This is a genomic window from Eoetvoesiella sp. (genome assembly GCF_035555955.1).
Lineage (GTDB): Bacteria > Pseudomonadota > Gammaproteobacteria > Burkholderiales > Burkholderiaceae_B > Eoetvoesia.
In genome coordinates this window covers 45,367-70,095 of the sequence record NZ_DATMGA010000032.1, presented here as the reverse complement: position 1 = coordinate 70,095, position 24,729 = coordinate 45,367, and the positions used below count along the sequence as shown (strand labels likewise).

Genomic DNA, 24,729 nt, shown 5'->3' with positions numbered 1-24,729 from the left:
TGTTTTAAGGATGGATTATATGGCGGTTAATGATCAGCGTTTGGTTTGGCTCGACCTGGAAATGACCGGGCTGGATCCTGAAAAAGAACGGATTATCGAAGCGGCGGTCATCGTTACCGAGCCCGACCTGACTTTCGTGGCCGAAGGCCCCGTCGTGGTTATACACCAGAGCGACGAACTGCTCGACGCCATGGACAAATGGAACAAGTCCACGCACGGCAAAAGCGGCCTCATCGACAAGGTCAGGGCGTCTACCGTTACCGAAGGGCAGGCCGAAGCCCAACTGCTGGAATTCCTTTCCCAGTACGTGCCCGCCGGCAAGTCGCCATTGTGCGGCAATACCGTGGGGCAGGACCGCCGTTTCCTCGTCAAGTACATGCCGAAGCTGGAAGCCTTTTTCCATTACCGCAACCTGGACGTCAGCACCTTGAAAGAGCTGTCGCTGCGCTGGAAGCCTGAAGTCTATAAAAGCTTCGTCAAGAAAAGCCGCCACGAGGCGCTGGCCGATATCTACGAGTCCATCGACGAGCTCAAGCACTACCGCGAACACTTCATCAAACTTTAACCGCCGGCGCGCCGCCCGCGGCCTGGCCAATGCGCAAGCATTGCGGCCAGACCGGGGCGCGGCCCGCACGAAAGCCCGACATGACCTACGAAACCATTCAATTCGAGCTGGGTGAAGCGATTGCCCGCATCACCTTGAACCGGCCCGACAAGATGAACAGCTTTACCGCCGAGATGCACGACGAAGTGCGCCGGGCCCTGACCGAGATCGAGACACGCGGCGCGCGGGTGCTGGTGCTTACCGGCAATGGCCGCGGTTTTTGCGCGGGGCAGGATTTGTCGCAGCGCACACCCTCGCCGGACGGCCAGCCGCCCGACCTGGGCGCCAGCCTGAGAAACAACTACATGCCCCTCATCAAGCGGCTGCGGGCGCTGCCCATGCCGGTCGTGGTGGGCGTCAATGGTGTGGCGGCGGGGGCAGGGGCCAGCCTTGCGCTGGCCGGCGATCTCGTCATCGCCAGGCAATCGGCCAGTTTCATCCAGTCGTTTTCGCGGCTGGGCCTGCTTCCCGATACGGGCGGCACGTTTGCCCTGCCGCGCCTGGTCGGGCAGGCGCGGGCCATGGGCCTGGCCTTGCTGGGTGAAAAGCTCAGCGCCGAGCAGGCCGCCCAATGGGGCCTTATCTGGCAATGCGTGCCCGACGAGCAGTTCGAGGCCCGCCTGGAGGAGCTGGCGGCGCATTTCGCCGCAGCGCCCACCAAGGGCCTGGCTGCCACCAAGCACGCCCTGAACCAGAGCCTGGGCAACACGCTGGCCGAACAGCTCGAGCTGGAGTGCAGCCTGATGAGCGAGCTGGGGCGCAGCGCCGACTACGCCGAGGGCGTCGCGGCGTTCATGGCCAAGCGTTCGCCCGTGTTCACGGGCAAATAGGGGGCGGCCATGATGGCGCTGCCAGGTTCCGTGGCGGGCATAGGCACCGACATCCTCAGGCTGGAGCGCATTGTGCGGGCCTATCAGCGCCAGGGGGCTAGGTTTTCGCAGCGCATCCTGGGCGAACAGGAACTCGAGGTTTTCCATCGCCGCCTGGCGCGCGATACAAGCCGGGGCATGCGCTACCTGGCCACCCGCTTTGCCGCCAAAGAGGCGTTTTCCAAGGCCATCGGCCTGGGTATCCACAGCCCCATGAGCTGGACGCGCATGCAGGTGCTCAATGCCCCGTCGGGCAAGCCGCAGGTAAGCCTGAACGGGCCCCTGGCGCCATGGTACGCTGAACGCTTCGGCGCGGCGCATGTCTCGCTCAGCGACGAAAGTGATATCGTGATGGCTTTCGTGGTGGTGGAAGCGCGCTTGCCGGCGTAAGCGGCGCAGCCGGCCGGTTTCGCGCGGTAGCCCGTTCGCCCGCGAATTCTTTGCGGCAGCGGATGCAGGCCGCGCCTTTCGGATCTGAATCTATGAACAGGATGGACGATAGTAGTTATGACAGTTGACGCATTGCGCACCGGCCAGCCTCCCGGGCCGGTCATGGTCGATATCGAAGGCACGGAGCTGACCGCCCACGAAAAAGAACGCTTGCGCCATCCCCTGGTGGGGGGCGTCATTTTATTCGCCCGCAATTTCGCAAACCGTGAACAGCTGGCCGCGCTTTGCCAGGCCATCCATGCCGAGCGCGACGAACCGCTGCTCATTGCCGTCGACCACGAAGGCGGGCGCGTCCAGCGTTTCCGCACCGATGGTTTCACGCCTATCCCGGCCATGGGCGTGTTCGGTGAAATCTGGATGGACGACTCCCTGGCCGCCATGCGGCTGGCCACCGAGACCGGCTACGTGCTGGGCGCCGAGCTGCGCGCCTGCGGCGTCGATCTCAGCTTTACGCCGGTGCTCGACCTGGACTACGGCGTCAGCAAAATCATCGGCAACCGTTCGTTCCATCGCGAGCCGCAAGTCGTGGCCATGCTGGCGCGCGGCGTCATCCAGGGGCTGATGCTAGCGGGCATGGCTTCCTGCGGCAAGCACTTTCCGGGCCATGGCGCCGTCGAGGCCGATTCGCACCACGAGATTCCCGTCGATACGCGGGAGTTCGAAGCCATCATGCAGGAAGACGCCGCCCCTTACGGCTGGCTGGGCGACATGGTGCTGCCGTCGGTCATGCCGGCGCACGTCATCTACTCCAGCGTCGATCCCAATCCGGCGGGGTTTTCGAAGTTCTGGATACAGGAAGTGCTGCGCGACAAGCTGATGTACGACGGCGTGGTGTTTTCCGACGACCTGACCATGGAAGGCGCAACCGTGGCGGGCGACATCCTGGCCCGCGCGCAGGCCGCGCTGGGCGCGGGCTGCGACATGGTGCTGGTATGCAATCGCCCCGATCTGGCCGACGACCTGCTGGCGCGGCTGCAATTCGCCCTGCGGCCCGAATCGGTAAGCCGGATACGCCGCCTCATGCCGCGCCAGCCGGCGCCCGATTGGGCCGCCCTGCAAAGCCTTGAGCGTTACCAGTATGCCCGACAGCTTCAATCTCAAATCGTTTCTGGCTGATCTGCCGCACCTGCCGGGCGTCTACCGCCACATCGATGCGGAAGGCGAGGTGCTGTACGTCGGCAAGGCCCGCGATCTCAAGCGGCGGGTTTCGTCGTATTTCCAGAAAACAGGCCACAGCCCGCGCATCACCCACATGGTGGCGCGGGTGGCCCGGGTCGAGGTCACCATCACCCGCTCGGAAGCCGAAGCGCTGCTGCTGGAAAACAACCTCATCAAAAGCCTGCACCCGCGCTACAACATTCTGTTCCGCGACGACAAATCCTACCCGTATCTGCAGATCACGGGCCATGCTTCGCCGCGCATCGTGTACTACCGGGGCAGCACCAGCGGCAAGGGGCGCTACTTCGGGCCGTTTCCCAATGCCTGGGCGGTGCGCGAAACCATACAGATACTGCAGCGTGTGTTTCGCCTGCGCACCTGCGAGGACAGCGTTTTTTCCAACCGCTCCAGGCCCTGTCTGCTTCATCAGATCGGGCGCTGTTCGGCGCCGTGCGTCGGCCTGATTTCCCCCGAGGACTATCAGGCCGATGTCGAGCGGGCCGTGCGCTTCCTGGACGGTCAGGCCAAAGAGGTGCTGGGCGACATCGAACAGCGTATGAAGCAGGCGTCCGAGGCGCTGCAGTTCGAACAGGCGGCGGTGCTGCGCGACCAGATGGGCGCCTTGGCCCGCGTTCTGCAGCAGCAGACCATGGAGCAGATCGGCAACGACGATGTCGACGTCATTGCGGTGGCTTCCAGCGGCGGGCGGGTGTGCGTGAACATGGCCATGGTGCGGGGCGGCCGCCACCTGGGCGACAAGCCCTTTTTCCCCACTCATGCCAATGGCGACGAGCCGGGCGATGTATTGGCCGCCTTTATCGCCCAGCACTATGTGGAAAGCGCCATGCCGCCCGTGCTCGTCTGTTCGCATTCCTTGCCCGACGCCAGCCTGATGCGGCTGCTGGCCGAGCAGACCGGCGTCAAGGCCCGGGTGCTGACCAAGCCCCAGGGCGTGCGCAAAAGCTGGCTGGAACAGGCCCAGAAAAATGCCGAGATCGCACTGGCCCGGGCGCTGACCGAATCGGGGGCGCGGGTGGCGCGCACGCTGGCCCTGGCCGAAACGCTGGAGCTGGATACCGACGAGGCGGCCCTGGACGCCATGCACATCGAATGCTTCGACATCAGCCATACGGCGGGCGAGGCCACCCAGGCTTCCTGCGTGGTGTACAAGCATCACGCCATGCAGCCTTCGCTGTACCGGCGCTACAACATCGCGGGCATCACGCCGGGCGACGATTACGCCGCCATGCGCCAGGTGCTGACGCGCCGTTTCGGCCGGGTGGCCGACGGTCAGGCCGAAATGCCCACCATCGCGCTGATCGACGGCGGCAAGGGCCAGGTCGAAGTGGCGCGCCAGGTGTTTGCCGAGCTGGGCCTGGATATGCGCGTGATCGTCGGTGTGGCCAAGGGCGAAGGGCGAAGGGTGGGCCTGGAAACGCTGGTGTTTGCCGACGAGCGCGAGCCGGTGGCGCTGGGGCTGGAGTCGGCGGCCTTGATGCTGGTGGCCCAGGTGCGCGACGAAGCCCACCGCTTCGCCATCACCGGCATGCGCGCCCAGCGGGCCAAGGCGCGCAATGTGTCGCGCCTGGAGCAGATCGAAGGGGTGGGCGCCAAGCGCCGCCAGAAGCTGCTGGCGCGCTTCGGCGGGTTTTCGGGCGTGGTCGATGCCAGCATCGACGATTTGCGCTCGGTGGATGGAATTTCGGACGAACTGGCCGAGCGCATCTACCAGGCGCTGCGATAAGGTAGTATTACTCCATGCCTATAAATCTACCCATTGCCCTGACCTGGCTGCGGATCGCCATGATTCCGCTGCTCGTTGCCCTGTTCTACGTTTCGGGCAGTTGGCTGCCCGCGCCGCTGCGCGATGCCGTCGCGGCGCTGGCCTTCATCGTCGCGGCCCTGACCGACTGGTTCGACGGCTGGCTGGCGCGCCGCTGGCACCAGACTTCCTCGTTCGGGGCGTTCCTGGATCCCGTGGCCGACAAGCTCATGGTGTGCGCCGCGCTGCTGGTGCTGCTGGACCTGAACCGGGTGGATTCGTTCATTGCGCTGATCATCATTGGCCGCGAAATCACCATTTCCGCCTTGCGCGAATGGATGGCGAAAATCGGGGCCAGCGGCAGCGTGGCCGTGCACTGGCTGGGCAAATTCAAGACGGCGGCGCAAATGATCGCCATTCCCTGCCTGCTGTACTGGCGGCCCATATACGGGGTTTCGACCGAAAGGGTGGGGCAGTGGCTTATCATCGTTGCCGCCGTGCTCACCGTATGGTCCATGTGCTATTACCTGCGCCGGGCCTGGCCCGAGATCCGCGACCGCTCGGATCATTCTGACGGCCGCTGAAACGGCTTCGGGTTTTGGCGGTATCATTTCGTTGCTGGGTTCAGTACGCTGTTTTTAAGGCGGCTTGCGTGCGCATGCCGGCCAGACAAGCAGCATACTGAGCGAATCGCATACCGGATCCGCCAGCTTTTCTTATTGATCACCATGACAGCCACCACCATCGACCAAATTCCCGACAGCCCGGCCATATTGCGGCAGGACTGGAAGATCATCAGCCTGCTGGGCTCCGCGCATTCCTGTTCGCATTTCTACCAGTTGGTGTTTCCCACTCTGTTCCTGTCGCTGGCCAACGAGTTCGGCTACAACTTCGGCGAGCTGGGCTTGCTGGCCTCCATCTTCTATCTGGTGTCGAGCATAGGCCAGGCCTCTTCGGGGTTCGTCGTCGACCGCATCGGGCCCACGCCGGTGCTGCGGTTCGGGCTGGCCTGCTTCGTGGTGTCCGCGGTGCTCATCGGCTTGGCCGGCGGCTATGGCATGCTGGTTGCGGCCGCCCTGGTGGGCGGCGCCGGCAACTCGGTGTTCCATCCTGTCGATTACTCCATCATCAACCATCGCGTCAGCCCATTGCGCCTGGGCCATGCCTATAGCACGCACGGCCTTACGGGCAACCTGGGCTGGGCGCTGACGCCGATCTTCATGACCACCATCATCCACCTGGCCAACTGGCGCGTGGCGGCCTTTTGCGCGGGGGGGCTGATTGCGTTCGTGCTGCTGCTGGTCTGGCTGGGGCGCGACCTGCTGGCCGGGCGGGGAAACATCGCGATCGCCCCTGAAAAGGAAGGCAACTCCGAGAAACAAACGGCCTCGCTGGCGGAACAGTCGGTGGGGCAAACCCTGGTCACGCTGCTCAAGCAGCCGGCGCTGTGGGGGGCGTTCTTCTTTTTCATGTGCACGTCCATCTCGCTTTCGGCCGTGCAGAACTACACCATCCCCATGCTGGGAGACGTCTACGGCATCGACAAGGTGCTGGCGGGAACTACCTTGTCAGGCTATATGGTGGCTTCGGCCGTCGGCATGCTGGCCGGGGGCTTTCTGGTCAGCGCCACGCCCAAGACCGAACTTACGGTGGCGGTGTCGCTGATCCTGGCGGGCCTGTTCCTGGTGGCGCTGGCGGCGGGGCTGCTCACACCTTCCTGGGCCATGGTCCTGGTCGGCCTGGCCGGCTTCTGCGCCGGCGTGGCCACGCCTTCGCGCGACATGCTGATCCGCCGAGTCACGCCCAAAGGCGCCACCGGTACGGTCTATGGCCTGGTGTATTCGGGCATGGACGTCGGCTCGTCACTGGGGCCGGTGGGCTTCGGCCTGATGCTGGATGCCGGCATGAGCCAGGGGCCGTGGGTTGGCGCGGGCGTGTCGTTCGTGGTGGCGGCGGTGGCGGCGCTTATGGTGGCCCGGGCCGCGGCCAGCCGGGCGGCTCCTGTTCCCGCCTGATTTGCTTATTGCCGCAGCGTGCGTGTGTCGGCGATGGAGACCGACTCGCTGCTGCGCCAGGGGTTGATGTCCAGCCCGCCCCGGCGGGTGTATCGCGCATAGACGCATAGCGACGCGGGCCGGCAGGCCTGCCAGATGTCGCAATATATCTTTTCCACGCAATGCTCGTGGAATTCATCGTGCCGGCGCAGCGACACCACATAGGCCAGCAGGGCTTCGCGGTCGATGCGCGGGCCGGTATAGCGGATCTGCAGGCTGCCCCAGTCGGGTTGGCCGGTAACCGGGCAGTTGGACTTCAGCAGTTCGGAAACCAGGGTTTCGGTCACGACTTCGAGGCTGTCGGCGCAGCGCAGCAGTTCGGGCGCCGGCTTGTAGGTGGTGATTTCCACATCGGCCCCGTCGATGTTCCGGCCTTCCAGGGGGGCGACGTGGATGGGTTGATCCACCGGCAGGAATTCGGCATGGATGTCGGCGCCCGCGGCGCGGCTCAAGTCGCGCTGCATGATTTGCAGGACTTGGTCGGCCGAGTCGAAGCGTTCGTCGTTGAATGAATTCAAATAGAGCTTGAACGATTTGGACTCGATGAGATTAGGGCTGGTGTAGGGAAACACGAAACGCGCCATGGCGACCAGCGGCTTTCCCTTGCGGTTGAGCCACGAGATTTCATAGGCATTCCAGATGTCGGCGCCCGACCAGCCCGGCATGTGCGGCAAGGTTTGCCGGTTGGCGGCGCGCGCTATGGGAAAGAGCAGGCCGGCATCGTATTTATCGGGGTAGGCCACTTCGTGGCCTAGCGGGGCGTTTGCCAATTTGGGATCAAGCATGACTTCGGTGTTGGGGGCGGCTATCGGTAAAGCGATATTGTAGCGCCTGCCATTTCTTTTTTCCGTATTGTGAAATTTAAATTGCGCAATACAAAAAGTCGATGTTGCGTTGCGTTGTTTTGGTTTTCATAACAGGAAAAAACATTTCATATAACGAAATAAAATTTGTATTTATATGATTTATAACAAAAATATAATTAGTCTTATATAAGATATAACTCTACTGTGCTGTGCAACAAAAGCTTAGAATTTTTCCATGGATTTTTGGTTTGTCATTTCTTTCTAGGCTTTTCACATCAGGAGCATCAGCATGAATACTCGCGAAAACGAAATCCGCAATTTGCAAAAAGACTGGGCCGAAAACCCCCGCTGGCAGGGCATCAAGCGCGGCTATGGCGCCGAAGAGGTGGTGCGCCTGCGCGGTTCGGTAATGGTCGAGCATACGTTGGCCCGCCGCGGGTCCGAAAAGCTCTGGCAGTTGCTGCAGTCGGAGCCGTTCGTGAACTCGCTGGGCGCGTTGACCGGCAACCAGGCCATGCAGCAGGTCAAGGCCGGACTCAAGGCCATTTACTTGTCGGGCTGGCAGGTGGCCGGCGATGCCAATGGCGCGGGCGAAATGTATCCCGATCAATCGCTGTACCCCGCCAATTCCGTGCCCCAGGTTGTGCGCCGCATCAACAATGCCCTGACGCGTTGCGACCAGATCCAATGGATGGAAGGCAAGAACCCGGACGACAAGGACTACGTGGATTACTTTGCGCCCATCGTGGCCGACGCGGAAGCGGGCTTCGGCGGCGTGCTCAACGCCTTTGAATTGATGAAGGCCATGATCGACGCCGGCGCAAGCGGCGTCCACTTCGAAGACCAGCTGGCTTCGGTGAAAAAATGCGGCCACATGGGCGGCAAGGTGTTGGTTCCCACCCGCGAAGCCGTAGCCAAGCTGGTCTCGGCCCGGCTGGCGGCCGACGTCCTGGGTGTGCCCACCGTGCTGCTGGCGCGCACCGATGCGGACGCCGCCGACCTGATCACCAGCGACATCGATGCCAACGACCATCCGTTCATCACCGGCGAGCGTACCGTGGAGGGCTTCTTCCGCACGCGTCCCGGCGTCGAGCAGGCCATCTCCCGCGGCCTGGCCTATGCGCCGTACGCCGATTTGCTGTGGTGCGAGACGTCGACCCCCAACCTGGAGTATGCCCGCCAGTTCGCCGAGGCCATCCACCGCCGCTTCCCGGGCAAGATGCTGGCCTACAACTGCTCGCCCTCGTTCAACTGGAAGAAGAATCTGGACGACGCCACCGTCGCCAAGTTCCAGCGCGAGCTGGGCGCCATGGGCTACAAGTTCCAGTTCATCACGCTGGCCGGCTTCCATGCGCTCAACTACGGCATGTTCGAACTGGCCCACGGTTACGCCCGCCGCCAGATGAGCGCCTTCGTCGAGCTACAGCAAAAGGAATTCGCCGCCGCCGACCTGGGCTTCACGGCGGTCAAGCACCAGCGCGAAGTGGGCACGGGGTATTTCGATGCCGTGACGCAAGTCATCGAAGGCGGGCAATCGTCCACCACCGCGCTGACGGGCTCCACCGAGGAAGCCCAGTTCCATGCGAACGAAGAGGAAGCGGCCTGAATGCCCGCTTGAGAGCCGGCGCGCAATGACCGGCTCGTGAACGACGAAGAGGGGCGCCGAGGCGTCCCTCTTTGCATTTCGGCCCGCCGGCTGCACGGCCGGCTTGTATGGCGGGCATAAAAACGACAGCCTGGCCAGCCGGCGCGATGCCGGCCCGCAGGCCAAGCGCCAAGCCTTGATTTTGATCAAGGCCCGAACTGCCGCGGCCCGCTATATTGCCAAGCATGCGGGCATTCTCATTATTCTCCCCTCCGAAGGTTCTGGCCGACGGCGAGCGCAAGAAACGCCGCCACATGCTTGCGCGCCTGGGGTTGGCGTGGCTGGCCATGATGCAGGTCATGATGTTCGCTTTTCCAGGGTATTTGCGCGGCAGCCCATCTTCCGACGATGCATCGCTGCTCGACCAGGCGGTCTTTCTCATGAACTGGTGCAGCCTGGCGCTGACCGTCCCCGTGGTGCTGTATTGCGCCTGGCCGGTATGGAGCGGCGCGCTGGGCCGCGCGCAGCGGGCGCACCTGGGCATGGACGTGCCGGTGGCGCTGGGCATAGTCGCCGCGTTCATCCCAAGCGCCATGGCAACGTGGTCGGGCAGGGGCGAGGTGTATTTCGATTCGGTCACCATGTTCGTGGCTTTCTTGCTTACCGCCCGGTATTTCGAGCTGTGCGCCCGCCAGGCCATTGGCATCGGCGGACTGCACCGGCATCTTGAACGATACCGGCGCGCGCTGGCGGCGCGGGCCGACAGCATAGCCGCCTGGTTCACCGCCGCCCAATTGCTGCTGGCGCTCGGGGCCGGCGCATTCTGGCATGCGGCCGACCCCTCGCGTGCCGTCGGCGTCGTGGTTGCCCTGCTGGTCATCAGTTGTCCGTGCGCAATGGCCATGTCCGTGCCCACCGCCATCGCGGCGGCGCATGCCCGCGTTCTGCGGCGGCCCGACATGGACGTTGCCGAAGTCGATGCCCTGGCGCGGGCCACCAGCAGGGTTTCGCGGCAAAGCCTGTACGGCTCCATGGCCTGGCACCTGCTCATGACACCGCTGGCGATGCTCGGTTGGGTGCAGCCCTGGCTGGCGGCCATCACCATGCTGCTGTCCTCGCTGGCCGTGGGCGCCAATTCCTGGCGCCTGTATCGGCGGGATTGCCTGCCTGCCGGGGATTGGCCGGCGGATGCGATACAGGGCGCCTGATGGACGCCGCTCTGTATTTGCTGCTGCCGATTTCCCTGGTTTTTGCGCTTGGCATCGGCGTGGCTTTCTGGTGGGCCATATTCGCGGGGCAATTCGACGATACCGATACGGCGGCCAAATCGATACTCGGCGATGACGACGGGCCGCGATTGGATTGATCGTCGGCCCGCACAGCAGGAGACCGGCAAGGGCCGGGGCGCGGCACGAATTTTTTTATATGTTCTGTTTGTCTGTTTCAGGGGATACTCATGGATAAGTCCGGTGCGCTGGAAAGGCCGGCCGAAACCTTCAATTATGGCGTGGTAAGGCAGTTCACCATCATGACCATATTTTGGGGCATTGTCGGCATGGCGGTCGGGGTGCTGATTGCATCGCAATTGATCTGGCCAGAGCTTAACTTCAATATTCCGTGGCTGAGCTACGGCCGCCTGCGTCCGGTGCATACCAACACCGTCATTTTCGCTTTCGGCGGCACGGCGCTGTTTGCCACGTCGTACTACGTCGTGCAGCGCACCTGTCAGGCGCGCCTGTTCAGCGACAAGCTTGCGGCCTTCACGTTCTGGGGCTGGCAGGCCTCGCTGTTCCTGGGCTTTTTCACTCTGCCCATGGGCTACACAAGCACCAAGGAATACGCGGAATACGAATGGCCCATCGACGTGCTCATCACCCTGGTGTGGGTGGCGTATGCCGTCGTGTTCTTCGGCACCATCGCCAAGCGCCGCGTCAAGCACATCTACGTGGCGAACTGGTTCTTCGGTTCGTACATCCTCACCATCGCCGTCCTGCATATTTTCAACAACATTGAAATCCCGGTTTCGCTGTGGAAGTCGTATTCCGCCTATGCAGGCGTGCAGGACGCCATGGTGCAGTGGTGGTACGGCCATAACGCGGTGGGTTTCTTCCTGACCACCAGCTTCCTGGGCATGATGTACTACTTCGTGCCCAAGCAGGCCAACCGCCCCATTTATTCGTACCGCCTGTCCATCGTGCACTTCTGGGCGCTGGCCTTCACCTATATGTGGGCCGGCCCCCATCACCTGCACTACACCTCGCTGCCCGACTGGACCCAGGCCCTGGGCATGGTGTTCTCGCTGATCCTGCTGGCGCCTTCCTGGGGCGGCATGATCAACGGCATCCTGACGGTGTCGGGCGCCTGGCACAAGCTGCGCACCGATCCCATACTCAAGTTCCTGGTCACGGCGCTGTCGTTCTACGGGATGGCCACCTTCGAAGGCTCGATGATGTCCATCCGCACGGTCAATGCCTTGTCGCACTACACCGACTGGACCATCGGCCACGTCCACGTAGGTGCGCTGGGCTGGGTGGCCATGATCACCTTCGGCTCGTTCTACTACATGATCCCGCGCCTGTACGGACGCACCTCCATGGCCAGCACCAGGATGATCGACGTGCATTTCTGGCTGGCCACGATCGGGGTCGTGCTGTACATCTCGTCCATGTGGGTGGCCGGCGTCATGCAGGGCCTCATGTGGCGCGCCACCGGCGACGACGGTACGCTCACCTACAGCTTCGTCGAAGGCGTCAAGGCCACGTACCCGCTGTACACCATCCGCATGATAGGCGGGCTGTTCTTCCTGGGCGGCATGTGCCTGATGGCCTGGAATGCCTGGAAGACCATGAAGGGCCAGCCCAAGGTGAATCCCGTCATCTATCTGTACAACCCGGACAGCACCGATCCGGCGCTGGTCGGCCCGGCATCGGCATCGACCGAGGCTCCGGCAACCGCTACGGCATCGGCTTGAGGGAGAAGGTTCATGTCCAGCCAAAACAAAAAAAGATTCAGCCACGAAACGCTCGAGACCAACGTCGGGCTGCTGATCATCTTCAGCATCGTGGTCATCCTGTTCGCGGGCCTGGCGCAGATTGTGCCGCTGTTTTTCCAGCATTCGACCACCACGCCGGTGGCGGGCGCCAAGCCCTACGATTCCCTGCAACTGATAGGCCGCGACCTGTACATCCGCGAAGGCTGCGTCGGCTGCCATTCGCAGCAGATCCGCATGCTGCAGTCCGAGGTGCAGCGCTACGGGCCGTATTCGCTGTCGGGCGAGTTCGTCTACGACCACCCCTTCCTGTGGGGCTCCAAGCGCACAGGCCCTGATCTCGCCCGTGTAGGGAAGCGCTATTCCGACGACTGGCACCGCGTGCATTTGCGCAACCCGCGCGACGTGGTGAAAGAGTCGAACATGCCGGCCTATCCGTGGCTGCAGCGCAATACGGTCGAAGGCAGCAATGTCCAGGCCCGCATGAAGGCGCTGCGCGCCGTCGGCGTCCCGTATACCGACGAGGAAATCGCCAAGGCGCCCGAGCAGCTTGTGGGCAAGACCGAGGAAGATGCCCTGGTGGCGTACCTGCAAAGCCTGGGCGTCGCCACGCGGGCCGCCGCCGAGCAGGCCGTGGCCGAGGGGAGGCGCTAGCATGATCGGCCTTCTCAACGGAGTCGCCACATGCGTGGCGCTGCTCACGTTCATCGGCATCGTCTGGTGGGCGTATTCGCGCGGGCGGGCCGGGGCCAACGCCGCGGCATCCATGCTGCCGTTCGCCCTGCCGGACGAAGAGCCGGCCAATGCGGCGTCCGGTGCCCACGACATAAAGGATACGAAGCGGGAGAATTCTCATGAGTGATTTTGTGAGCGGCTTTTGGAGCTACTACATCGCCGCCATTGCGCTGGGCGGCGTGGCTTTCTGTTTGTGGCTTATCTACACGCAGCGGGCCTGGCTCAAGAAAAAGGTCGAGCAGACCGAAAACACGGGGCATGTCTGGGATGGCAGCCTGTCCGAGCTGAACAACCCCGTGCCGCGCTGGTGGACGGTCTTCTATGTGGGCCTGTGTTTCTTTGCGCTGGGCTACCTGGTGCTGTATCCGGGGCTTGGCAAGTATGCCGGCACGCTGGACTACAGCAGCGCCAAGGCGGTCAAGCAGGCGCAAATCGAACTCAACGACAAGATCAAGCCGTTGTACGAGCGCTATGCCGGCATGCCCATTCCACAAGTCGCCCAAGACACCGAGGCGCGTGAAATCGGGCAGCGCCTGTTCCTGAACAATTGCGCGCAGTGCCATGGTTCGGACGCCGCCGGCGGGCCCGGCTTTCCCAATCTGACCGATGCCGACTGGCTGTATGGAGGCGCGCCCGAGCAGATCATCCAGACCATCACCAAGGGCCGTCATGGCGTCATGCCGGCGTGGAGTGCCCAGATCAAGCCCGACGAGGCGGCCGCCATTGCGCAGTACGTGCGGTCCTTGTCCGGGCTGGCCAGCGACCCCTTGCGCGCCGTGCCGGGCAAGCGCGGCTTCGAGACGTATTGCGTCGCATGCCACGGCGCCGAGGGCAAAGGCAATACGGCGCTGGGCGCGCCCAACCTGACCGACAACGTGTGGCTTTACGGCAGTTCCGAGGCGACCATCGTCAAAACCATACTGAACGGGCGCAGCAACGAAATGCCGGCCCAGGAAGAGCGCCTGACCGCCGATCAGATCCGTATGCTGGCGGCCTGGGTCTGGGGACTGTCCAATCAGGGTGGCGCGGCATCGGCCGACTAGGTCAACGGAGCGACGAGCATCATGAGCAGTGAATTTCATGGCGATCCCGAAGGCGCGGCCGGCGTGCCGCCGGCATGGCAGCCGCCGGAAATGCCGAAGCGCGCGGCGGGCGGCGCCTCGCCCCAGGTCGAGGTGGCCCTGGCCGACGTGCGCAGCAAGATCTACCCGCGCTCGGTCTCGGGCATATTTGCCCGGTGGCGCATTGTCATGGTGTATGTCACCCAGATCATTTTCTACGGCCTGCCCTGGCTGCAGTGGGGAGGGCGGCAGGCCGTGCTGTTCGATCTGGGGGCGCGCAAGTTCTATTTGTTCGGCATGGTGCTGTGGCCGCAGGATGTCGTGTACCTGGCGGTTCTGCTGGTGGTCTCCGCGTTTTCGCTGTTCCTGTTCACCGCTATGGCGGGGCGCCTGTTTTGCGGGTATGCCTGTCCGCAAACGGTATACACCGAAATCTTCATGTGGGTCGAACGCAAGATCGAAGGCGATCGTCTGGCGCGCATCCGCCTGGACGAGCAGCCCTGGGGCTGGCGCAAGCTGCGCGTCAAGGCCGCCAAGCATTTCGTATGGATTGCCATCGCCCTGTGGACCGGCTTTACCTTCATCGGGTATTTCTCCCCCATCCGCGAACTGGGCGCGGGCCTGCTGGCGGTTTCGCTGGGGCCCTGGCAGTGGTTCTGGATGCTGTTCTACGCCTTCGCTACATGGGGCAATGCCGGCTTCATGCGTGAGGCGGTTTGCAAATACATGTGTCCGTATGCGCGCTTCCAAAGCGTCATGGTCGACGACGACACCTTCGTGGTCACTTACGACCATGTGCGCGGCGAACCGCGCGGCGGCCGCTCGCGCCGCATCGACCACAAAGAGGCAGGCATGGGCGACTGCGTGGACTGCAGCCTGTGCGTGCAGGTTTGCCCAACGGGCATCGACATTCGCGACGGCCTGCAGTACATGTGCATAGGCTGCGGGGCGTGCGTGGACGCCTGCGACCAGGTCATGGAGAAAATGCACTACGACAAGGGGCTCATACGCTACACCTCGGGCCGCGCCATTGTCGATCGCCTTACGCAAAGCCAGGCGCGCCGGCGGCTGATGCGTCCGCGCGTGCTGGCCTATATTGCGCTGCTGGGACTGATTGTGATCGGCTTTGCGGTGTCCCTGGCCTTGCGCACTACCTTGCGTGTGGACGTCATTCGCGACCGTGGCGCGCTGGGGCGTGAAGTGGCGGGCGGGCTTATCGAAAACGTGTACCGCCTGCAAATCATCAACACCGGCGAAAACCCTTTGGAAATCAAGCTGAGCGTCAGCGGGCTTTCCGAGCTGTCCATCGCCACGGTCGACCGGGGCGGCGACCATGTGCATGTCGAGGGCTCGTCCAATCGCCTGGTGCCTGTCCTGGTGCGGGCTCCGGCCGCCGACGTAACGCCTGGCCTGCATGAAATCAATATGCTGGCCGTTGCCCGTTCCCCCGACGGCAAGGAAGTCGTGGTGACCGAGAAGTCCAGCTTTTTCGTGCCTCGGTAACGTAAGGCCTGTTAACTGTTAATGGAGATAATGCCCATGTCTTCCCTTGGTTCTTCCCGCCCGTGGTGGCGTGAATTATGGCCATGGCTGCTGATCGCCGGCCCCGCCTTGACCATCGTGGGCTGTATTGTCACCATCGTGCTGGCCGTCCGGTATTTCGGCGATCAGCCGTTGACCGACGGCGCAGTGAAAAGAGGGCTGAAAGTAGAACATATCACTGCCGCGCCGCCGGCCCATGCGGTGGCGGTTCCGCCTTCGCGGCAGCCGCAATAAACGAGACGAACAGGAGGAAACACGGATGAACCGGCATGCCTTGATGTGGATACTTTGGCCTTCGTTCCTGATCGGCGCGGCGACCAGCGCAACAGTCTTCGCCATGATCGACCCGCTCGATCTGGTGCTGTTCGGCACGGTACAGATCAGCCGCCAGGCGGCCTACGCCTGCGGATTCTTTTTCTTCTGGCTGATGGCCGCGCTGTCCAGCGCATTGAGTTTGTTCATGGCCCCGCCTTCCGGAGCCAGGCCCGCGGACGGCTTCGAAGATTGAAAGCGCGGCGCCGGACGGCCCGGCGGCAAGGCTCGCAACGCTACAAGGCAAGTTCAGGCGCAGAAGTCAGGTGTGCGAATCAACCAAACGGCACACTAGCCGCAATCGGTGCCTGCCAGTTCCCGCAGGGCCGGCATGTCGAGCAACTGGACTTCGCGCTGTTGCACGCGCAGCAGGTTCTCGCGGGCGAAGCGCGAAAACAGGCGGCTTACGGTTTCCAGGGTCAGGCCCAGGTAGTTGCCGATCTCCTCGCGGCTCATGCGCAGCACGAACTCGCTGGACGAATACCCCAGCGCCGCGAGGCGCTGCGAGATGCTTAGCAAAAACGCCGCCAGGCGCTGCTCGGAGCGCAGCACGCCCAGGGACATGACCAGTTGCTGCGACCGTTTTATTTCATGGCTGGTGAGGCGCCGTAGCTGGTGCTTCAGCGAGGGAAGCTCGCTCATGATGCGGTCCATGTCTTCGATATGAGCCACGCAGACTTCGGTGTCTTCCAGCGCGACGGCATTGGACAACTGGTGTTTCTCAAGAAAGCCGTCCAGGCCGACGATTTCGCCCGGAAGCAGGAAGCCGGTTATCTGCACCTGGCCGTTGGCGTCTTCGAGCAGTGTCTTTATGGAGCCGTAGCGTATGCCGTACAGGGCCTCGGCCTTGTCGCCCTGTTGGAACAGCGCCTTGCCTTTGGGGATACGGATGCGTTCGTTGACGATTTTATCGAGCTGGGCGACTTCGTTTTCCGCCATGCCGGTAGGCAGGCAAAGCGTGTTCAACATGCAGGCCGAGCAACGAGGGGCTTCAGGAGCCAGCGAAATTTTCTTGGGCATACACGTCCTGGGAAACCGCCGGAAGCAACGGGAAACGGGTGGTTTTCATATTCCGGCACTGCCCCATTGTACCTCTTTGCTTTAAGGAGCTAGTCAGTTTGGCGTGACGGCCCGCAAATCATGCGGATTCCGTCCCGAGGGCCCGATTTCGTCCGGCCGGGGGCCCGAAAAAGGCGGGGCCGTGCCGCCAGGAGGGCGCAAAACGGGGCGATTTGACGGGCGGGTGGTGCAGGGAAGGGGGGAAGGGCCGATCATTGCGGATACGGCTGGCTTTCTTCCCAGTAAGCGGGCTTGGCATAGGTGGATTTGAGCAGGTCGACGAACGCCTTTACGCGCAAGGGCAGGTGTTTGCGCTCGGTCAGTATGGCGAATATGCCGTTGGCGGGGGCGGCGTATTCGTCCAGCACTGTGACCAGGCGGCCGGTTTTCAGGTCGTCGCGCACTTCCCAGAGCGAGCGCCAGGCCAGGCCGCAGCCGGCCAGAGTCCAGTCGTGCAATACCGAGCCGTCGCTGCAGTTCAGGCTGCCCTTGACCCGTATGGCCCGGACGTGGCCGTCCTGCTTCAGCAGCCAGCCTTTGGACTGGTTGCCCTGGTCGCCGAACGAGAGGCAGTTGTGCTGGGCCAGGTCGTCGGGCGAGTTGGGGCGTCCGAACCTTGCCAGATAGCTGGGCGACGCCACGATGACGCGCCGGTTGTCCGCCAAGCGGATGCCGATATGCTGCGAGTCGTCCAGGTCGCCGATGCGGATGGCGCAGTCGTAGCGCTCTTCGATGAGGTCGACCAGCCGGTCGCTGAGGTTGAGCGTGACCGTGACATTGGGGTGGGTGCGCAGAAAGCCGGGCAGAAGGGGGGCGACATGCCGGCGTCCGAAGCCGGCGGGGGCGCTAAGGCGCAAGTGGCCGCTGGGTTTGGCGCTGCCCTGGCTGATGCGGGTTTCGACTTCGGCCAGCTCGCGCAGAATGCGCTGGGCTTCTTCCAGCAGGGCTTCGCCTTCGGCGGTCAGGGAAAGCCGCCGGGTCGAGCGCAGCAGAAGCTTGATGCCCAGCCTGGATTCCAGGGCGCTGATGCGCCGCCCCATCATGGCTGGCGCAATGCCTTCCAGGCGGGCCGCCGCCGACAGGCTGCCCAGGCTGGCAACCGCCACGAAGCTTTCGAGTTGCTTGAATTTGTCCATAGACAATCGTTTTTTCCTCCCAAAGGGATTTTAAACAAATAGTTAAACAATGCGCCGGCTTTTTGCGCTATTTTTGGAAAGCCGTGGGCCGGGGTTTTCATACCGCAAGGATGACGTCGGGCCTGCGTGCTTCAGGCGGAGGCCGGGGGTTTCGACGCCAAGGCCGGGGGGAGTAAAGTAGTTGGTATTTCATATCTTGAAATTTTGCTGATTGGCCGCAAATAATGTTCATTCGGGCGGGATGCCCCCACTTCCAAAAGACATAACCATGCGATTCGATAAACTGACTACGAAGTTTCAGCAAGCCGTTGCCGACGCGCAGAGCCTGGCCGTCAAGCACGACAACCAATATATAGAACCGGTGCACGTACTGGCGGCCCTGCTGGCCGACTCCGACAGCGGCACTGGCAGCCTGCTGGCGCGCGCCGGCGTGGCCGTTAACCGGCTGGGCCCGGCGCTTAATTCGGCCATCGAGCGCCTTGGCCAGGTGCAGGGCGCCGAAGGCAATATCCAGATCGGCCGCGAGCTGCAGGCCGTGCTGGCGCGCACCGAAAAAGAGGCCGCGAACCGCGGCGATACGTATATCGCCAGCGAGCTGTTCCTGCTGGCGCTGGCCGACGACAAAGGCGAGGCCGGCACCATCCTGCGCGAGGCGGGCCTGCAGCGCAAGGCGCTGGAGGCGGCCATCGAGGCCGTGCGCGGCGGCGCCACCGTTTCGGACGCCGAAGGCGAATCCAACCGCGAAGCGCTCAGCAAATACACCACCGACCTTACCGAGCGCGCCCGCCAGGGCAAGCTGGATCCGGTTATCGGCCGCGACGACGAAATCCGGCGCACCATCCAGATCCTGCAGCGCCGCTCCAAGAACAACCCCGTGCTCATCGGCGAACCCGGCGTGGGCAAGACCGCCATTGTCGAAGGATTGGCCCAGCGCATCGTCAACAACGAGGTTCCCGAAACCCTGAAGGGCAAGCGGGTGCTGGCGCTCGACCTGGCCTCGCTGGTGGCCGGCGCCAAGTTTCGCGGCGAGTTCGAAGAACGCCTGAAGGCCGTGCTCAAAGAGCTGGCCCAGGACGAGGGCGGCATCATCGTCTTCATCGACGAGCTGCACACCATGGTGGGCGCGGGCAAGGCCGAGGGCTCCATGGACGCGGGCAATATGCTCAAGCCGGCCCTGTCGCGCGGCGAGCTGCATTGCATCGGCGCGACCACGCTGGACGAATACCGCAAGTACATCGAAAAAGACGCCGCCCTGGAGCGCCGCTTCCAGAAGGTCATGGTCAACGAACCCGACGTGGAGTCGACCATCGCCATTCTGCGCGGCCTGCAGGAACGCTACGAGCTGCACCACGGCGTGGCCATCACCGACCCGGCCATCGTTGCCGCCGCCGAGCTTTCCAACCGCTACATCACCGACCGCTTCCTGCCCGACAAGGCCATCGACCTCATCGATGAAGCCGCGGCGCGCATACGCATGGAAATCGATTCCAAGCCCGAGGTCATGGACAAGCTCGACCGCCGCATCATCCAGTTGAAGATCGAGCGCGAGGCCGTCAAGAAGGAAACCGACGAAAGTTCGCTGCGCCGCCTCAAGGCCATCGAGGACGAACTCGAAAACCTGCAGCGCGAGTACAACGACTACGAAGAGGTCTGGAAGGCCGAGAAGGCGGCTGTGCAGGGCTCGCAGTCCATCAAGGAAGAAATCGAGCGCACGCGCGCCGAAATGGCCGAGCTGCAACGCAAGGGCCAGTTCGACAAGCTGGCCGAGCTGCAGTACGGCAAGCTGCCCGAGCTCGAAGGCCGGCTGAGCGCCGCGGAATCCGGCAAGGAAGGCGAAGCCGCGAGCAAGCCGCGCCTGCTGCGCACCGAAGTCGGCGCCGAGGAAATCGCCGAGGTCGTGGCGCGCGCCACGGGTATTCCCGTGGCCAAGATGATGCAGGGCGAACGCGCCAAGCTGCTGGGCATGGAAGACTACCTGCACCAGCGCGTGGTGGGCCAGGACGAGGCCGTGCGGCTGGTGTCCGACGCCATCCGGCGTTCACGCGCGGGCCTTTCCGACCCGTCCCGGCCCTATGGCTCCTTCCTGTTCCTGGGGCCGACCGGCGTGGGCAAGACCGAGCTTACCAAGGCGCTGGCCAACTTCCTGTTCGACTCCGAAGAGCATTTGATCCGCATCGACATGAGCGAGTTCATGGAAAAGCATTCCGTGGCGCGCCTGATCGGGGCGCCTCCGGGCTATGTCGGCTACGAAGAGGGCGGCTATTTGACCGAGGCCGTGCGCCGCAAGCCCTATAGCGTGATCTTGCTGGACGAAGTCGAAAAGGCGCATCCCGACGTCTTCAACGTGCTGCTGCAGGTGCTGGACGACGGCCGCCTGACCGACGGGCAGGGCCGTACCGTGGATTTCCGCAATACGGTCATCGTCATGACGTCGAACCTGGGTTCGCAGCATATTCAAAGCATGGCGGGCCAGCCCTACGAGGTCATCAAGGAAGTCATCTGGGACGAGCTGAAAACCGCGTTCCGGCCGGAGTTCCTGAACCGCATCGACGAGGTGGTGGTGTTCCATGGCCTGGAGTCCAAGCATATCGAATCGATTGCGCGCATCCAGATCCAACGCCTGGCCGAACGCTTGGCGCAGCACGAAATGCGCCTGGAAGTCACCGATGCGGCGCTCGCCCAACTAGCGCGCGCAGGGTTCGACCCCGTGTTCGGCGCGCGTCCGTTAAAGAGGGCCATACAGCAGCACATCGAAAACCCGATCGCCAAGCTGATTCTGGAAGGCAAGTTCGGGCCCAAGGATGTGGTGCCGGTGGACTGGAAGAACGACAAGTTCGTTTTTTCCAGGACGCTGCAGTAAGCAGCCGGGGCGGCGGCGTCGCCGTATGGCAAAAGCGGTGGAAGCATGGCTTCCACCGCTTTTTTTTGGCCTTGGGCGCGGGCGGCCGCCTGGCTCGCTTATTGCGAGTTCATTTGGTTTTGGGCGGGTCGAGGTCGAGCTCGTCCTTGCCGTAGAACTTGACGCCGATGGTGACGGCCTCGCGCCCCTGTTCGCGGCGGTGGCGGTTGGTGTCGCGCAGCGAATAAATGCAGCCGCAGTATTCTTGTTGGTAGAACTCTTCGCGCTTGCTGATTTCTATCATGCGGGCCGAGCCGCCGCCCTTGCGCCAGTTGTACGTCCAGTAGACGAGGTCCGGATACCTGGCCGCCGCGCGTTCGCCGCAGCCGTTGATTTGCTTCATGTCCTTCCAGCGCGAAATGCCCAGCGAGCTTGTGATGGTGTCGAAGCCGTGCTCGTGCGCATACAAGGCCGTGCGTTCGAAACGCATGTCGAAGCACGCGGTGCAGCGCGCGCCGCGCTCGGGTTCGTTTTCCAGGCCCTTGACGCGCTCGAACCAGTTTTCCTTGTCGTAGTCGGCGTCGATGAACTCGATATTGTGTTCCTGCGCAAAACGGATGTTCTCGTTCTTGCGGATCTCGTATTCGCGGTCGGGATGGATGTTGGGGTTGTAGAAATAAATGGCGTAGTCGATGCCCGAGGCGGTCATGGCTTCCATGACTTCTCCGGAGCAGGGCGCGCAGCATGAATGCAGCAAGACCTTCTTGCGCGACTCGGGCAGGCTGAGGACGGGGCGTTGAAATTCGGACATAGCCGGTATTTTAATCCCCATCCCCGATAATCCCAAAGCCGGCGGCGTTCCCCAGGTTCCTGCATAACTCCCCGGAGGCGGGTTCAGGCCCAGGCCGGGGAAGGCTCCGCGGACGGGGGTACGCTTGGACTCAATCACCTATTACCGAGTCCCAGAGCGCGTTGACGGCGGCGCGCTCGTCGGGGTAGCGGTCCGGCGCGATCCGCGCTTTTTCCGCGCCCTGCAGCCGCAGTGCGTGCTGGGTCTTGCGGAACACCCGGTAGGCATCCGCGCAGCGTTCGGCCAATTCGGGGGAAATAAGCCCGGCCTTCGCGGCGAGCCGCAGCAGGGCGATATTGCCCAGGTTGTCCAGCAGTTCGGGATGCCGGGCGGAATGGCACAGCACCAGATACTGGATGACGAACTCCAGGTCGACCATGCCGCCGCGGTCGTGCTTCAGGTCGAAATTGCCCGACTGGTTGGGATGGCCGGCGCTGATCCTGGCCCGCATGCCGCGCACTTCTTCCTTGAGCTTGGTGGGATCGCGCGGCATGAGCAGGACGTCGCGCCGTATGGCCTCGAAGCGGGCGCCCGCCTGCGCATCGCCGGCGGCGAAGCGCGCGCGGGTAATGGCCTGGTGCTCCCAGGCCCAGGCATGCGCTTTCTGGTACTGGGCGAACGCATCCACCGACGCGGCCAGGACGCCGGCATCGCCGTCGGGGCGCAGGCGCAGGTCGATTTCGTACAGCCTGCCCGACGAGGTCATAGTCGACAGCCACGAGGCCATGCGCCGCCCCAGCCGGGCGTAGATCTCGGCGGCGTCGTCGCGGCCGTCGTCGTAAAGAAAGACCAGGTCCAGGTCCGAGGCGTAGCCCAGCTCCTTGCCGCCCAGCTTGCCGTAGGCGATGATGGCGAAGCGCGGCGGCTGAAGCGTGTCGAGGCTTCGGCCTTTGGGCTGCACCAGCGGCCAGACGCGATGCAGGGTTTCGGCCAGCAGCATGTCGGCCAGGGCCGAAAGCTGGTCGGCCAGTTTTTCCACGCTCAGTTCGCCCGCCAGGTCCTGTGCCAGCAACTGGAAGCTGATCTGGCGCTGTTGGTCGCGCATCAGGTTCATTTGCTGCTCGATATCGGGCTGGCCGTTGGGCAGCACGCAGGCGTCCATTTCCTGGTGCAACTGCTGGGCCAGTTGGGCGAAGTCGGGCGGGGTCATCAGCGAGCGCCATTCGATCAGGCCGTCCAGCAGCAGCGGGTACTGGCGCAGGTATTGCGAAGCCCAGGGGCTGGCGCCCACGATGCGGGCCACGCGTGCCAGGGTTTCCGGGTATTCGGCCAGCAGGGCAAGATAGGCGCTGCGCTGCGCGATCTGTTCGATGAGGTCGAACAGGCGGATGGCGGTTTGCTCGGGGTAGTCGGTCTTGGCCGCCGCGGCGACGGCCGATGGCAGCAGGGTTTCCAGGCGCTTGCGGCTGGTGGCGGGCAGGCTGCGTATGCGATGGCTGTCGAGCATCGACTCGATGCGCCGGGCCAGCGAGTCCGCGTTGCCGCCGAATACGGTGTCGAGCTGCTCCCGCAGGCTGGAGCATTCGGTTTCGCCAGCGCCGCCCCCGTTGTGGCCATCGTGGTCGGTTTCGCCCATGCCGGCAATGCGAAACGCGTCGCGGAACGTCTGGTTGACGAAAGCGCGATGCTCGGCCAGGGTGTGTTCGAAATCGTCCGGATCCATGCCCATGGCCTGCGCCAGGTCTTTGCGCAGTTGCGGCTCGTGTGGCAGCAGGTGGGTCTGCTCGTCCTCGCGGTATTGCAGCATGTGTTCGGTGCGCCGCAGGAAGGTGTAGGCGGCTTCCAGGCGCTGTTCGATGTCGCTGGAAACGACGCCCGCGGCTTCCTGCTTGTGCAGGGCCTTGAGCAGGTTGCGCTGCTGCAGCGAAGGCATGCGTCCGCCGCGGATGAGCTGCGTCAATTGCACGACGAACTCGATCTCGCGGATTCCCCCGTCGCCCAGCTTGACGTTATGGGTGGTGTCGATGCCGTTGCGGGCCATGGCGCGCCGCTGCCAGTCCTGGCGGATGCGTTCGCGCAGGGCGCGCAGGGCGGAAAGCGAGTCGAAGTCGAAGTACTTGCGGTACACGAAGGGGGTGCGCAGCGCCTCCAGCTGGGCCAGTTGATCGCCGGGATCGCTGTCGGCATAGGCTTTGCAGGGTATGGGCCTGGCCTTGAGCCAGGCGTAGCGCTCCCATTCGCGGCCCTGGGTGATGAGGTAGTTCTCCAGCGCGTCCAGGCTCCAGGCCAAAGGCCCCGAGTCGCCGTCGGGGCGCAGGCGCAGGTCGGTGCGAAACACCTGGCCGTGCGCATCGATTTCGGACAGCACCGGCATCATGCGCTGCGTGACCCGGCCATAGAACTCGTGATGGCTGATCTTGCGCCGCCCGGTGGTTTCGCCTTCTTCGCCGTACAGCATGATAAGGTCGACGTCGGACGAGACGTTCAGCTCTTTGCCGCCCAGTTTTCCCATGCCGATGACCAGCATTTCCTGCGGCTTGCCGGTGCTGGAGTCCATGGGCATGCCATGGGTCTCGGCCAGATCGGCGACGACGCTCTGATAGGCGCGAGCGATTGCCAGGTCGGCGAACAGGCTCATGGCCGACACGACCTCGGCAAGGGGCGCTTCGCCGTTGATGTCGCGAACCAGCAGCGTAAAGAACACGCGTTCGCGCGCCTGGCGCAGCAGCCGGCGGGTTTCGTCGATGGACGGGGCCGTTTCGCCGGGCTTCTCCCGCAGTTCGTCGAGCCAGGCGTGGATGACGGCCGGGGTGACGGGCTGGGTGCAGGCCTGGGCCAGCCACTGTTCGAATGCCGAGTTGGCCACGATCTTGCGGCGCAGCGCACCGGACCAGCGCAGGGCGCGATCCAAGGGGGAAGGGTGGGGCATGATGTTTACAAATAGTGAGGACGAGTGGCGGGATTTCAGGTATAAGTCT

General features: G+C 63.4%; 23 protein-coding genes. 18 read left to right on the top strand and 5 right to left on the bottom strand.

Annotated features, from left to right (window positions below; translation table 11 throughout):
• The first annotated feature begins 19 nt into the window (after positions 1 to 19).
• The 7 genes from orn (at position 20) to VNT00_RS09500 (ending at position 6,858) form a co-directional block, all read left to right on the top strand.
• Positions 20 to 565, top strand: coding sequence for an oligoribonuclease (gene orn, locus VNT00_RS09530; protein ID WP_325586813.1), 546 nt, complete (start codon positions 20 to 22; stop codon positions 563 to 565).
• Positions 566 to 645: 80 nt separating this feature from the next.
• Complete coding sequence (paaG, locus tag VNT00_RS09525) at positions 646 to 1,434, top strand: 2-(1,2-epoxy-1,2-dihydrophenyl)acetyl-CoA isomerase PaaG (RefSeq protein ID WP_325586811.1); 789 nt, start codon at positions 646 to 648, stop codon at positions 1,432 to 1,434.
• 12 nt (positions 1,435 to 1,446) lie between these two features.
• Positions 1,447 to 1,863, top strand: a complete 417-nt coding sequence (acpS, locus tag VNT00_RS09520; protein ID WP_414650917.1) for a holo-ACP synthase — start codon at positions 1,447 to 1,449, stop codon at positions 1,861 to 1,863.
• Positions 1,864 to 1,980: 117 nt separating this feature from the next.
• Positions 1,981 to 3,039 (top strand): beta-N-acetylhexosaminidase, encoded by a 1,059-nt coding sequence (gene nagZ / locus VNT00_RS09515; protein ID WP_325586807.1) that lies wholly within the window; start codon positions 1,981 to 1,983, stop codon positions 3,037 to 3,039.
• Positions 3,002 to 4,825 carry an excinuclease ABC subunit UvrC gene (gene uvrC / locus VNT00_RS09510; RefSeq protein WP_325586855.1) on the top strand — a complete coding sequence of 608 codons (1,824 nt, stop codon included), beginning with the start codon at positions 3,002 to 3,004 and terminating at the stop codon, positions 4,823 to 4,825. The genes nagZ and uvrC overlap by 38 nt, the downstream gene beginning before the upstream one ends.
• Positions 4,826 to 4,839: 14 nt before the next feature.
• Positions 4,840 to 5,427, top strand: coding sequence for a CDP-diacylglycerol--glycerol-3-phosphate 3-phosphatidyltransferase (gene pgsA, locus VNT00_RS09505; protein WP_325586805.1), 588 nt, complete (start codon positions 4,840 to 4,842; stop codon positions 5,425 to 5,427).
• Between the two features lie 144 nt (positions 5,428 to 5,571).
• Positions 5,572 to 6,858: an MFS transporter gene (locus VNT00_RS09500; RefSeq protein WP_325586803.1), complete on the top strand. Its 1,287-nt coding sequence runs from the start codon at positions 5,572 to 5,574 to the stop codon at positions 6,856 to 6,858.
• Positions 6,859 to 6,863: 5 nt separating this feature from the next.
• Here VNT00_RS09500 and queF read toward each other — a convergent pair whose 3' ends face one another.
• A complete protein-coding gene (gene queF / locus VNT00_RS09495) occupies positions 6,864 to 7,682 on the bottom strand; it encodes an NADPH-dependent 7-cyano-7-deazaguanine reductase QueF (RefSeq protein ID WP_325586801.1) in 819 nt (272 codons plus the stop codon).
• A 310-nt stretch (positions 7,683 to 7,992) separates the two neighbouring features.
• Here queF and aceA point away from each other — a divergent pair, with 310 nt between their 5' ends.
• The 10 genes from aceA (at position 7,993) to VNT00_RS09445 (ending at position 16,123) form a co-directional block, all read left to right on the top strand.
• On the top strand, positions 7,993 to 9,309 hold the full coding sequence (gene aceA, locus VNT00_RS09490; protein ID WP_325586799.1) for an isocitrate lyase: 1,317 nt from the start codon (positions 7,993 to 7,995) through the stop codon (positions 9,307 to 9,309).
• Between the two features lie 224 nt (positions 9,310 to 9,533).
• Positions 9,534 to 10,496 (top strand): P-type ATPase actuator domain-containing protein, encoded by a 963-nt coding sequence (locus VNT00_RS09485; RefSeq protein WP_325586797.1) that lies wholly within the window; start codon positions 9,534 to 9,536, stop codon positions 10,494 to 10,496.
• A complete protein-coding gene (ccoS, locus tag VNT00_RS09480) occupies positions 10,496 to 10,654 on the top strand; it encodes a cbb3-type cytochrome oxidase assembly protein CcoS (RefSeq protein WP_325586795.1) in 159 nt (52 codons plus the stop codon). Before VNT00_RS09485 ends, ccoS begins: the two co-directional genes overlap by 1 nt.
• Positions 10,655 to 10,744: 90 nt before the next feature.
• Positions 10,745 to 12,259 carry a cytochrome-c oxidase, cbb3-type subunit I gene (gene ccoN, locus VNT00_RS09475; protein WP_325586793.1) on the top strand — a complete coding sequence of 505 codons (1,515 nt, stop codon included), beginning with the start codon at positions 10,745 to 10,747 and terminating at the stop codon, positions 12,257 to 12,259.
• A 12-nt stretch (positions 12,260 to 12,271) separates the two neighbouring features.
• Complete coding sequence (gene ccoO, locus VNT00_RS09470; protein WP_325586791.1) at positions 12,272 to 12,931, top strand: cytochrome-c oxidase, cbb3-type subunit II; 660 nt, start codon at positions 12,272 to 12,274, stop codon at positions 12,929 to 12,931.
• 1 nt (position 12,932) lies between these two features.
• Positions 12,933 to 13,139, top strand: a complete 207-nt coding sequence (locus tag VNT00_RS09465; RefSeq protein WP_325586789.1) for a CcoQ/FixQ family Cbb3-type cytochrome c oxidase assembly chaperone — start codon at positions 12,933 to 12,935, stop codon at positions 13,137 to 13,139.
• Entirely contained in the window at positions 13,132 to 14,055 is a 924-nt protein-coding gene (gene ccoP, locus VNT00_RS09460; RefSeq protein ID WP_325586787.1) for a cytochrome-c oxidase, cbb3-type subunit III, read from the top strand. The genes VNT00_RS09465 and ccoP overlap by 8 nt, the downstream gene beginning before the upstream one ends.
• A 21-nt stretch (positions 14,056 to 14,076) precedes the next feature.
• Positions 14,077 to 15,576, top strand: a complete 1,500-nt coding sequence (gene ccoG, locus VNT00_RS09455) for a cytochrome c oxidase accessory protein CcoG (protein ID WP_414650916.1) — start codon at positions 14,077 to 14,079, stop codon at positions 15,574 to 15,576.
• Between the two features lie 36 nt (positions 15,577 to 15,612).
• Positions 15,613 to 15,849, top strand: a complete 237-nt coding sequence (locus VNT00_RS09450; protein ID WP_325586785.1) for a hypothetical protein — start codon at positions 15,613 to 15,615, stop codon at positions 15,847 to 15,849.
• Between the two features lie 25 nt (positions 15,850 to 15,874).
• Positions 15,875 to 16,123 carry a hypothetical protein gene (locus VNT00_RS09445; RefSeq protein ID WP_325586783.1) on the top strand — a complete coding sequence of 83 codons (249 nt, stop codon included), beginning with the start codon at positions 15,875 to 15,877 and terminating at the stop codon, positions 16,121 to 16,123.
• 95 nt (positions 16,124 to 16,218) lie between these two features.
• Here the strand turns inward: VNT00_RS09445 and VNT00_RS09440 are convergent, their stop codons facing one another.
• Entirely contained in the window at positions 16,219 to 16,947 is a 729-nt protein-coding gene (locus VNT00_RS09440; RefSeq protein WP_325586781.1) for a helix-turn-helix domain-containing protein, read from the bottom strand.
• Between the two features lie 251 nt (positions 16,948 to 17,198).
• Positions 17,199 to 18,122: a LysR family transcriptional regulator gene (locus VNT00_RS09435; protein WP_325586779.1), complete on the bottom strand. Its 924-nt coding sequence runs from the start codon at positions 18,120 to 18,122 to the stop codon at positions 17,199 to 17,201.
• Positions 18,123 to 18,390: 268 nt separating this feature from the next.
• Here VNT00_RS09435 and clpB point away from each other — a divergent pair, with 268 nt between their 5' ends.
• Entirely contained in the window at positions 18,391 to 20,982 is a 2,592-nt protein-coding gene (gene clpB / locus VNT00_RS09430; protein ID WP_325586777.1) for an ATP-dependent chaperone ClpB, read from the top strand.
• Between the two features lie 109 nt (positions 20,983 to 21,091).
• Here the strand turns inward: clpB and VNT00_RS09425 are convergent, their stop codons facing one another.
• Together VNT00_RS09425 and glnE are read right to left on the bottom strand one after the other, a co-directional pair.
• Complete coding sequence (locus tag VNT00_RS09425; protein ID WP_325586775.1) at positions 21,092 to 21,772, bottom strand: epoxyqueuosine reductase QueH; 681 nt, start codon at positions 21,770 to 21,772, stop codon at positions 21,092 to 21,094.
• A gap of 130 nt (positions 21,773 to 21,902) precedes the next feature.
• On the bottom strand, positions 21,903 to 24,680 hold the full coding sequence (gene glnE, locus VNT00_RS09420; protein ID WP_325586773.1) for a bifunctional [glutamate--ammonia ligase]-adenylyl-L-tyrosine phosphorylase/[glutamate--ammonia-ligase] adenylyltransferase: 2,778 nt from the start codon (positions 24,678 to 24,680) through the stop codon (positions 21,903 to 21,905).
• Positions 24,681 to 24,729: the final 49 nt, after the last annotated feature.

Bases quoted from the DNA above. Each gene is read 5' to 3' on its own strand.
- VNT00_RS09485 (WP_325586797.1), top strand. From the start codon at position 9,534: ATGCGGGCATTCTCATTATTCTCCCCTCCGAAGGTTCTGGCCGACGGC.
- VNT00_RS09465 (WP_325586789.1), top strand. From the start codon at position 12,933: ATGATCGGCCTTCTCAACGGAGTCGCCACATGCGTGGCGCTGCTCACG.
- VNT00_RS09445 (WP_325586783.1), top strand. From the start codon at position 15,875: ATGAACCGGCATGCCTTGATGTGGATACTTTGGCCTTCGTTCCTGATC.
- nagZ (WP_325586807.1), top strand. From the start codon at position 1,981: ATGACAGTTGACGCATTGCGCACCGGCCAGCCTCCCGGGCCGGTCATG.
- pgsA (WP_325586805.1), top strand. From the start codon at position 4,840: ATGCCTATAAATCTACCCATTGCCCTGACCTGGCTGCGGATCGCCATG.
- glnE (WP_325586773.1), bottom strand. From the start codon at position 24,680: ATGCCCCACCCTTCCCCCTTGGATCGCGCCCTGCGCTGGTCCGGTGCG.
- uvrC (WP_325586855.1), top strand. From the start codon at position 3,002: ATGCCCGACAGCTTCAATCTCAAATCGTTTCTGGCTGATCTGCCGCAC.
- ccoP (WP_325586787.1), top strand. From the start codon at position 13,132: ATGAGTGATTTTGTGAGCGGCTTTTGGAGCTACTACATCGCCGCCATT.
- aceA (WP_325586799.1), top strand. From the start codon at position 7,993: ATGAATACTCGCGAAAACGAAATCCGCAATTTGCAAAAAGACTGGGCC.
- ccoG (WP_414650916.1), top strand. From the start codon at position 14,077: ATGAGCAGTGAATTTCATGGCGATCCCGAAGGCGCGGCCGGCGTGCCG.
- ccoO (WP_325586791.1), top strand. From the start codon at position 12,272: ATGTCCAGCCAAAACAAAAAAAGATTCAGCCACGAAACGCTCGAGACC.
- ccoS (WP_325586795.1), top strand. From the start codon at position 10,496: ATGGACGCCGCTCTGTATTTGCTGCTGCCGATTTCCCTGGTTTTTGCG.
- VNT00_RS09435 (WP_325586779.1), bottom strand. From the start codon at position 18,122: ATGGACAAATTCAAGCAACTCGAAAGCTTCGTGGCGGTTGCCAGCCTG.
- acpS (WP_414650917.1), top strand. From the start codon at position 1,447: ATGGCGCTGCCAGGTTCCGTGGCGGGCATAGGCACCGACATCCTCAGG.
- ccoN (WP_325586793.1), top strand. From the start codon at position 10,745: ATGGATAAGTCCGGTGCGCTGGAAAGGCCGGCCGAAACCTTCAATTAT.
- orn (WP_325586813.1), top strand. From the start codon at position 20: ATGGCGGTTAATGATCAGCGTTTGGTTTGGCTCGACCTGGAAATGACC.
- VNT00_RS09425 (WP_325586775.1), bottom strand. From the start codon at position 21,772: ATGTCCGAATTTCAACGCCCCGTCCTCAGCCTGCCCGAGTCGCGCAAG.
- VNT00_RS09450 (WP_325586785.1), top strand. From the start codon at position 15,613: ATGTCTTCCCTTGGTTCTTCCCGCCCGTGGTGGCGTGAATTATGGCCA.
- VNT00_RS09500 (WP_325586803.1), top strand. From the start codon at position 5,572: ATGACAGCCACCACCATCGACCAAATTCCCGACAGCCCGGCCATATTG.
- paaG (WP_325586811.1), top strand. From the start codon at position 646: ATGACCTACGAAACCATTCAATTCGAGCTGGGTGAAGCGATTGCCCGC.
- VNT00_RS09440 (WP_325586781.1), bottom strand. From the start codon at position 16,947: ATGCCCAAGAAAATTTCGCTGGCTCCTGAAGCCCCTCGTTGCTCGGCC.
- queF (WP_325586801.1), bottom strand. From the start codon at position 7,682: ATGCTTGATCCCAAATTGGCAAACGCCCCGCTAGGCCACGAAGTGGCC.
- clpB (WP_325586777.1), top strand. From the start codon at position 18,391: ATGCGATTCGATAAACTGACTACGAAGTTTCAGCAAGCCGTTGCCGAC.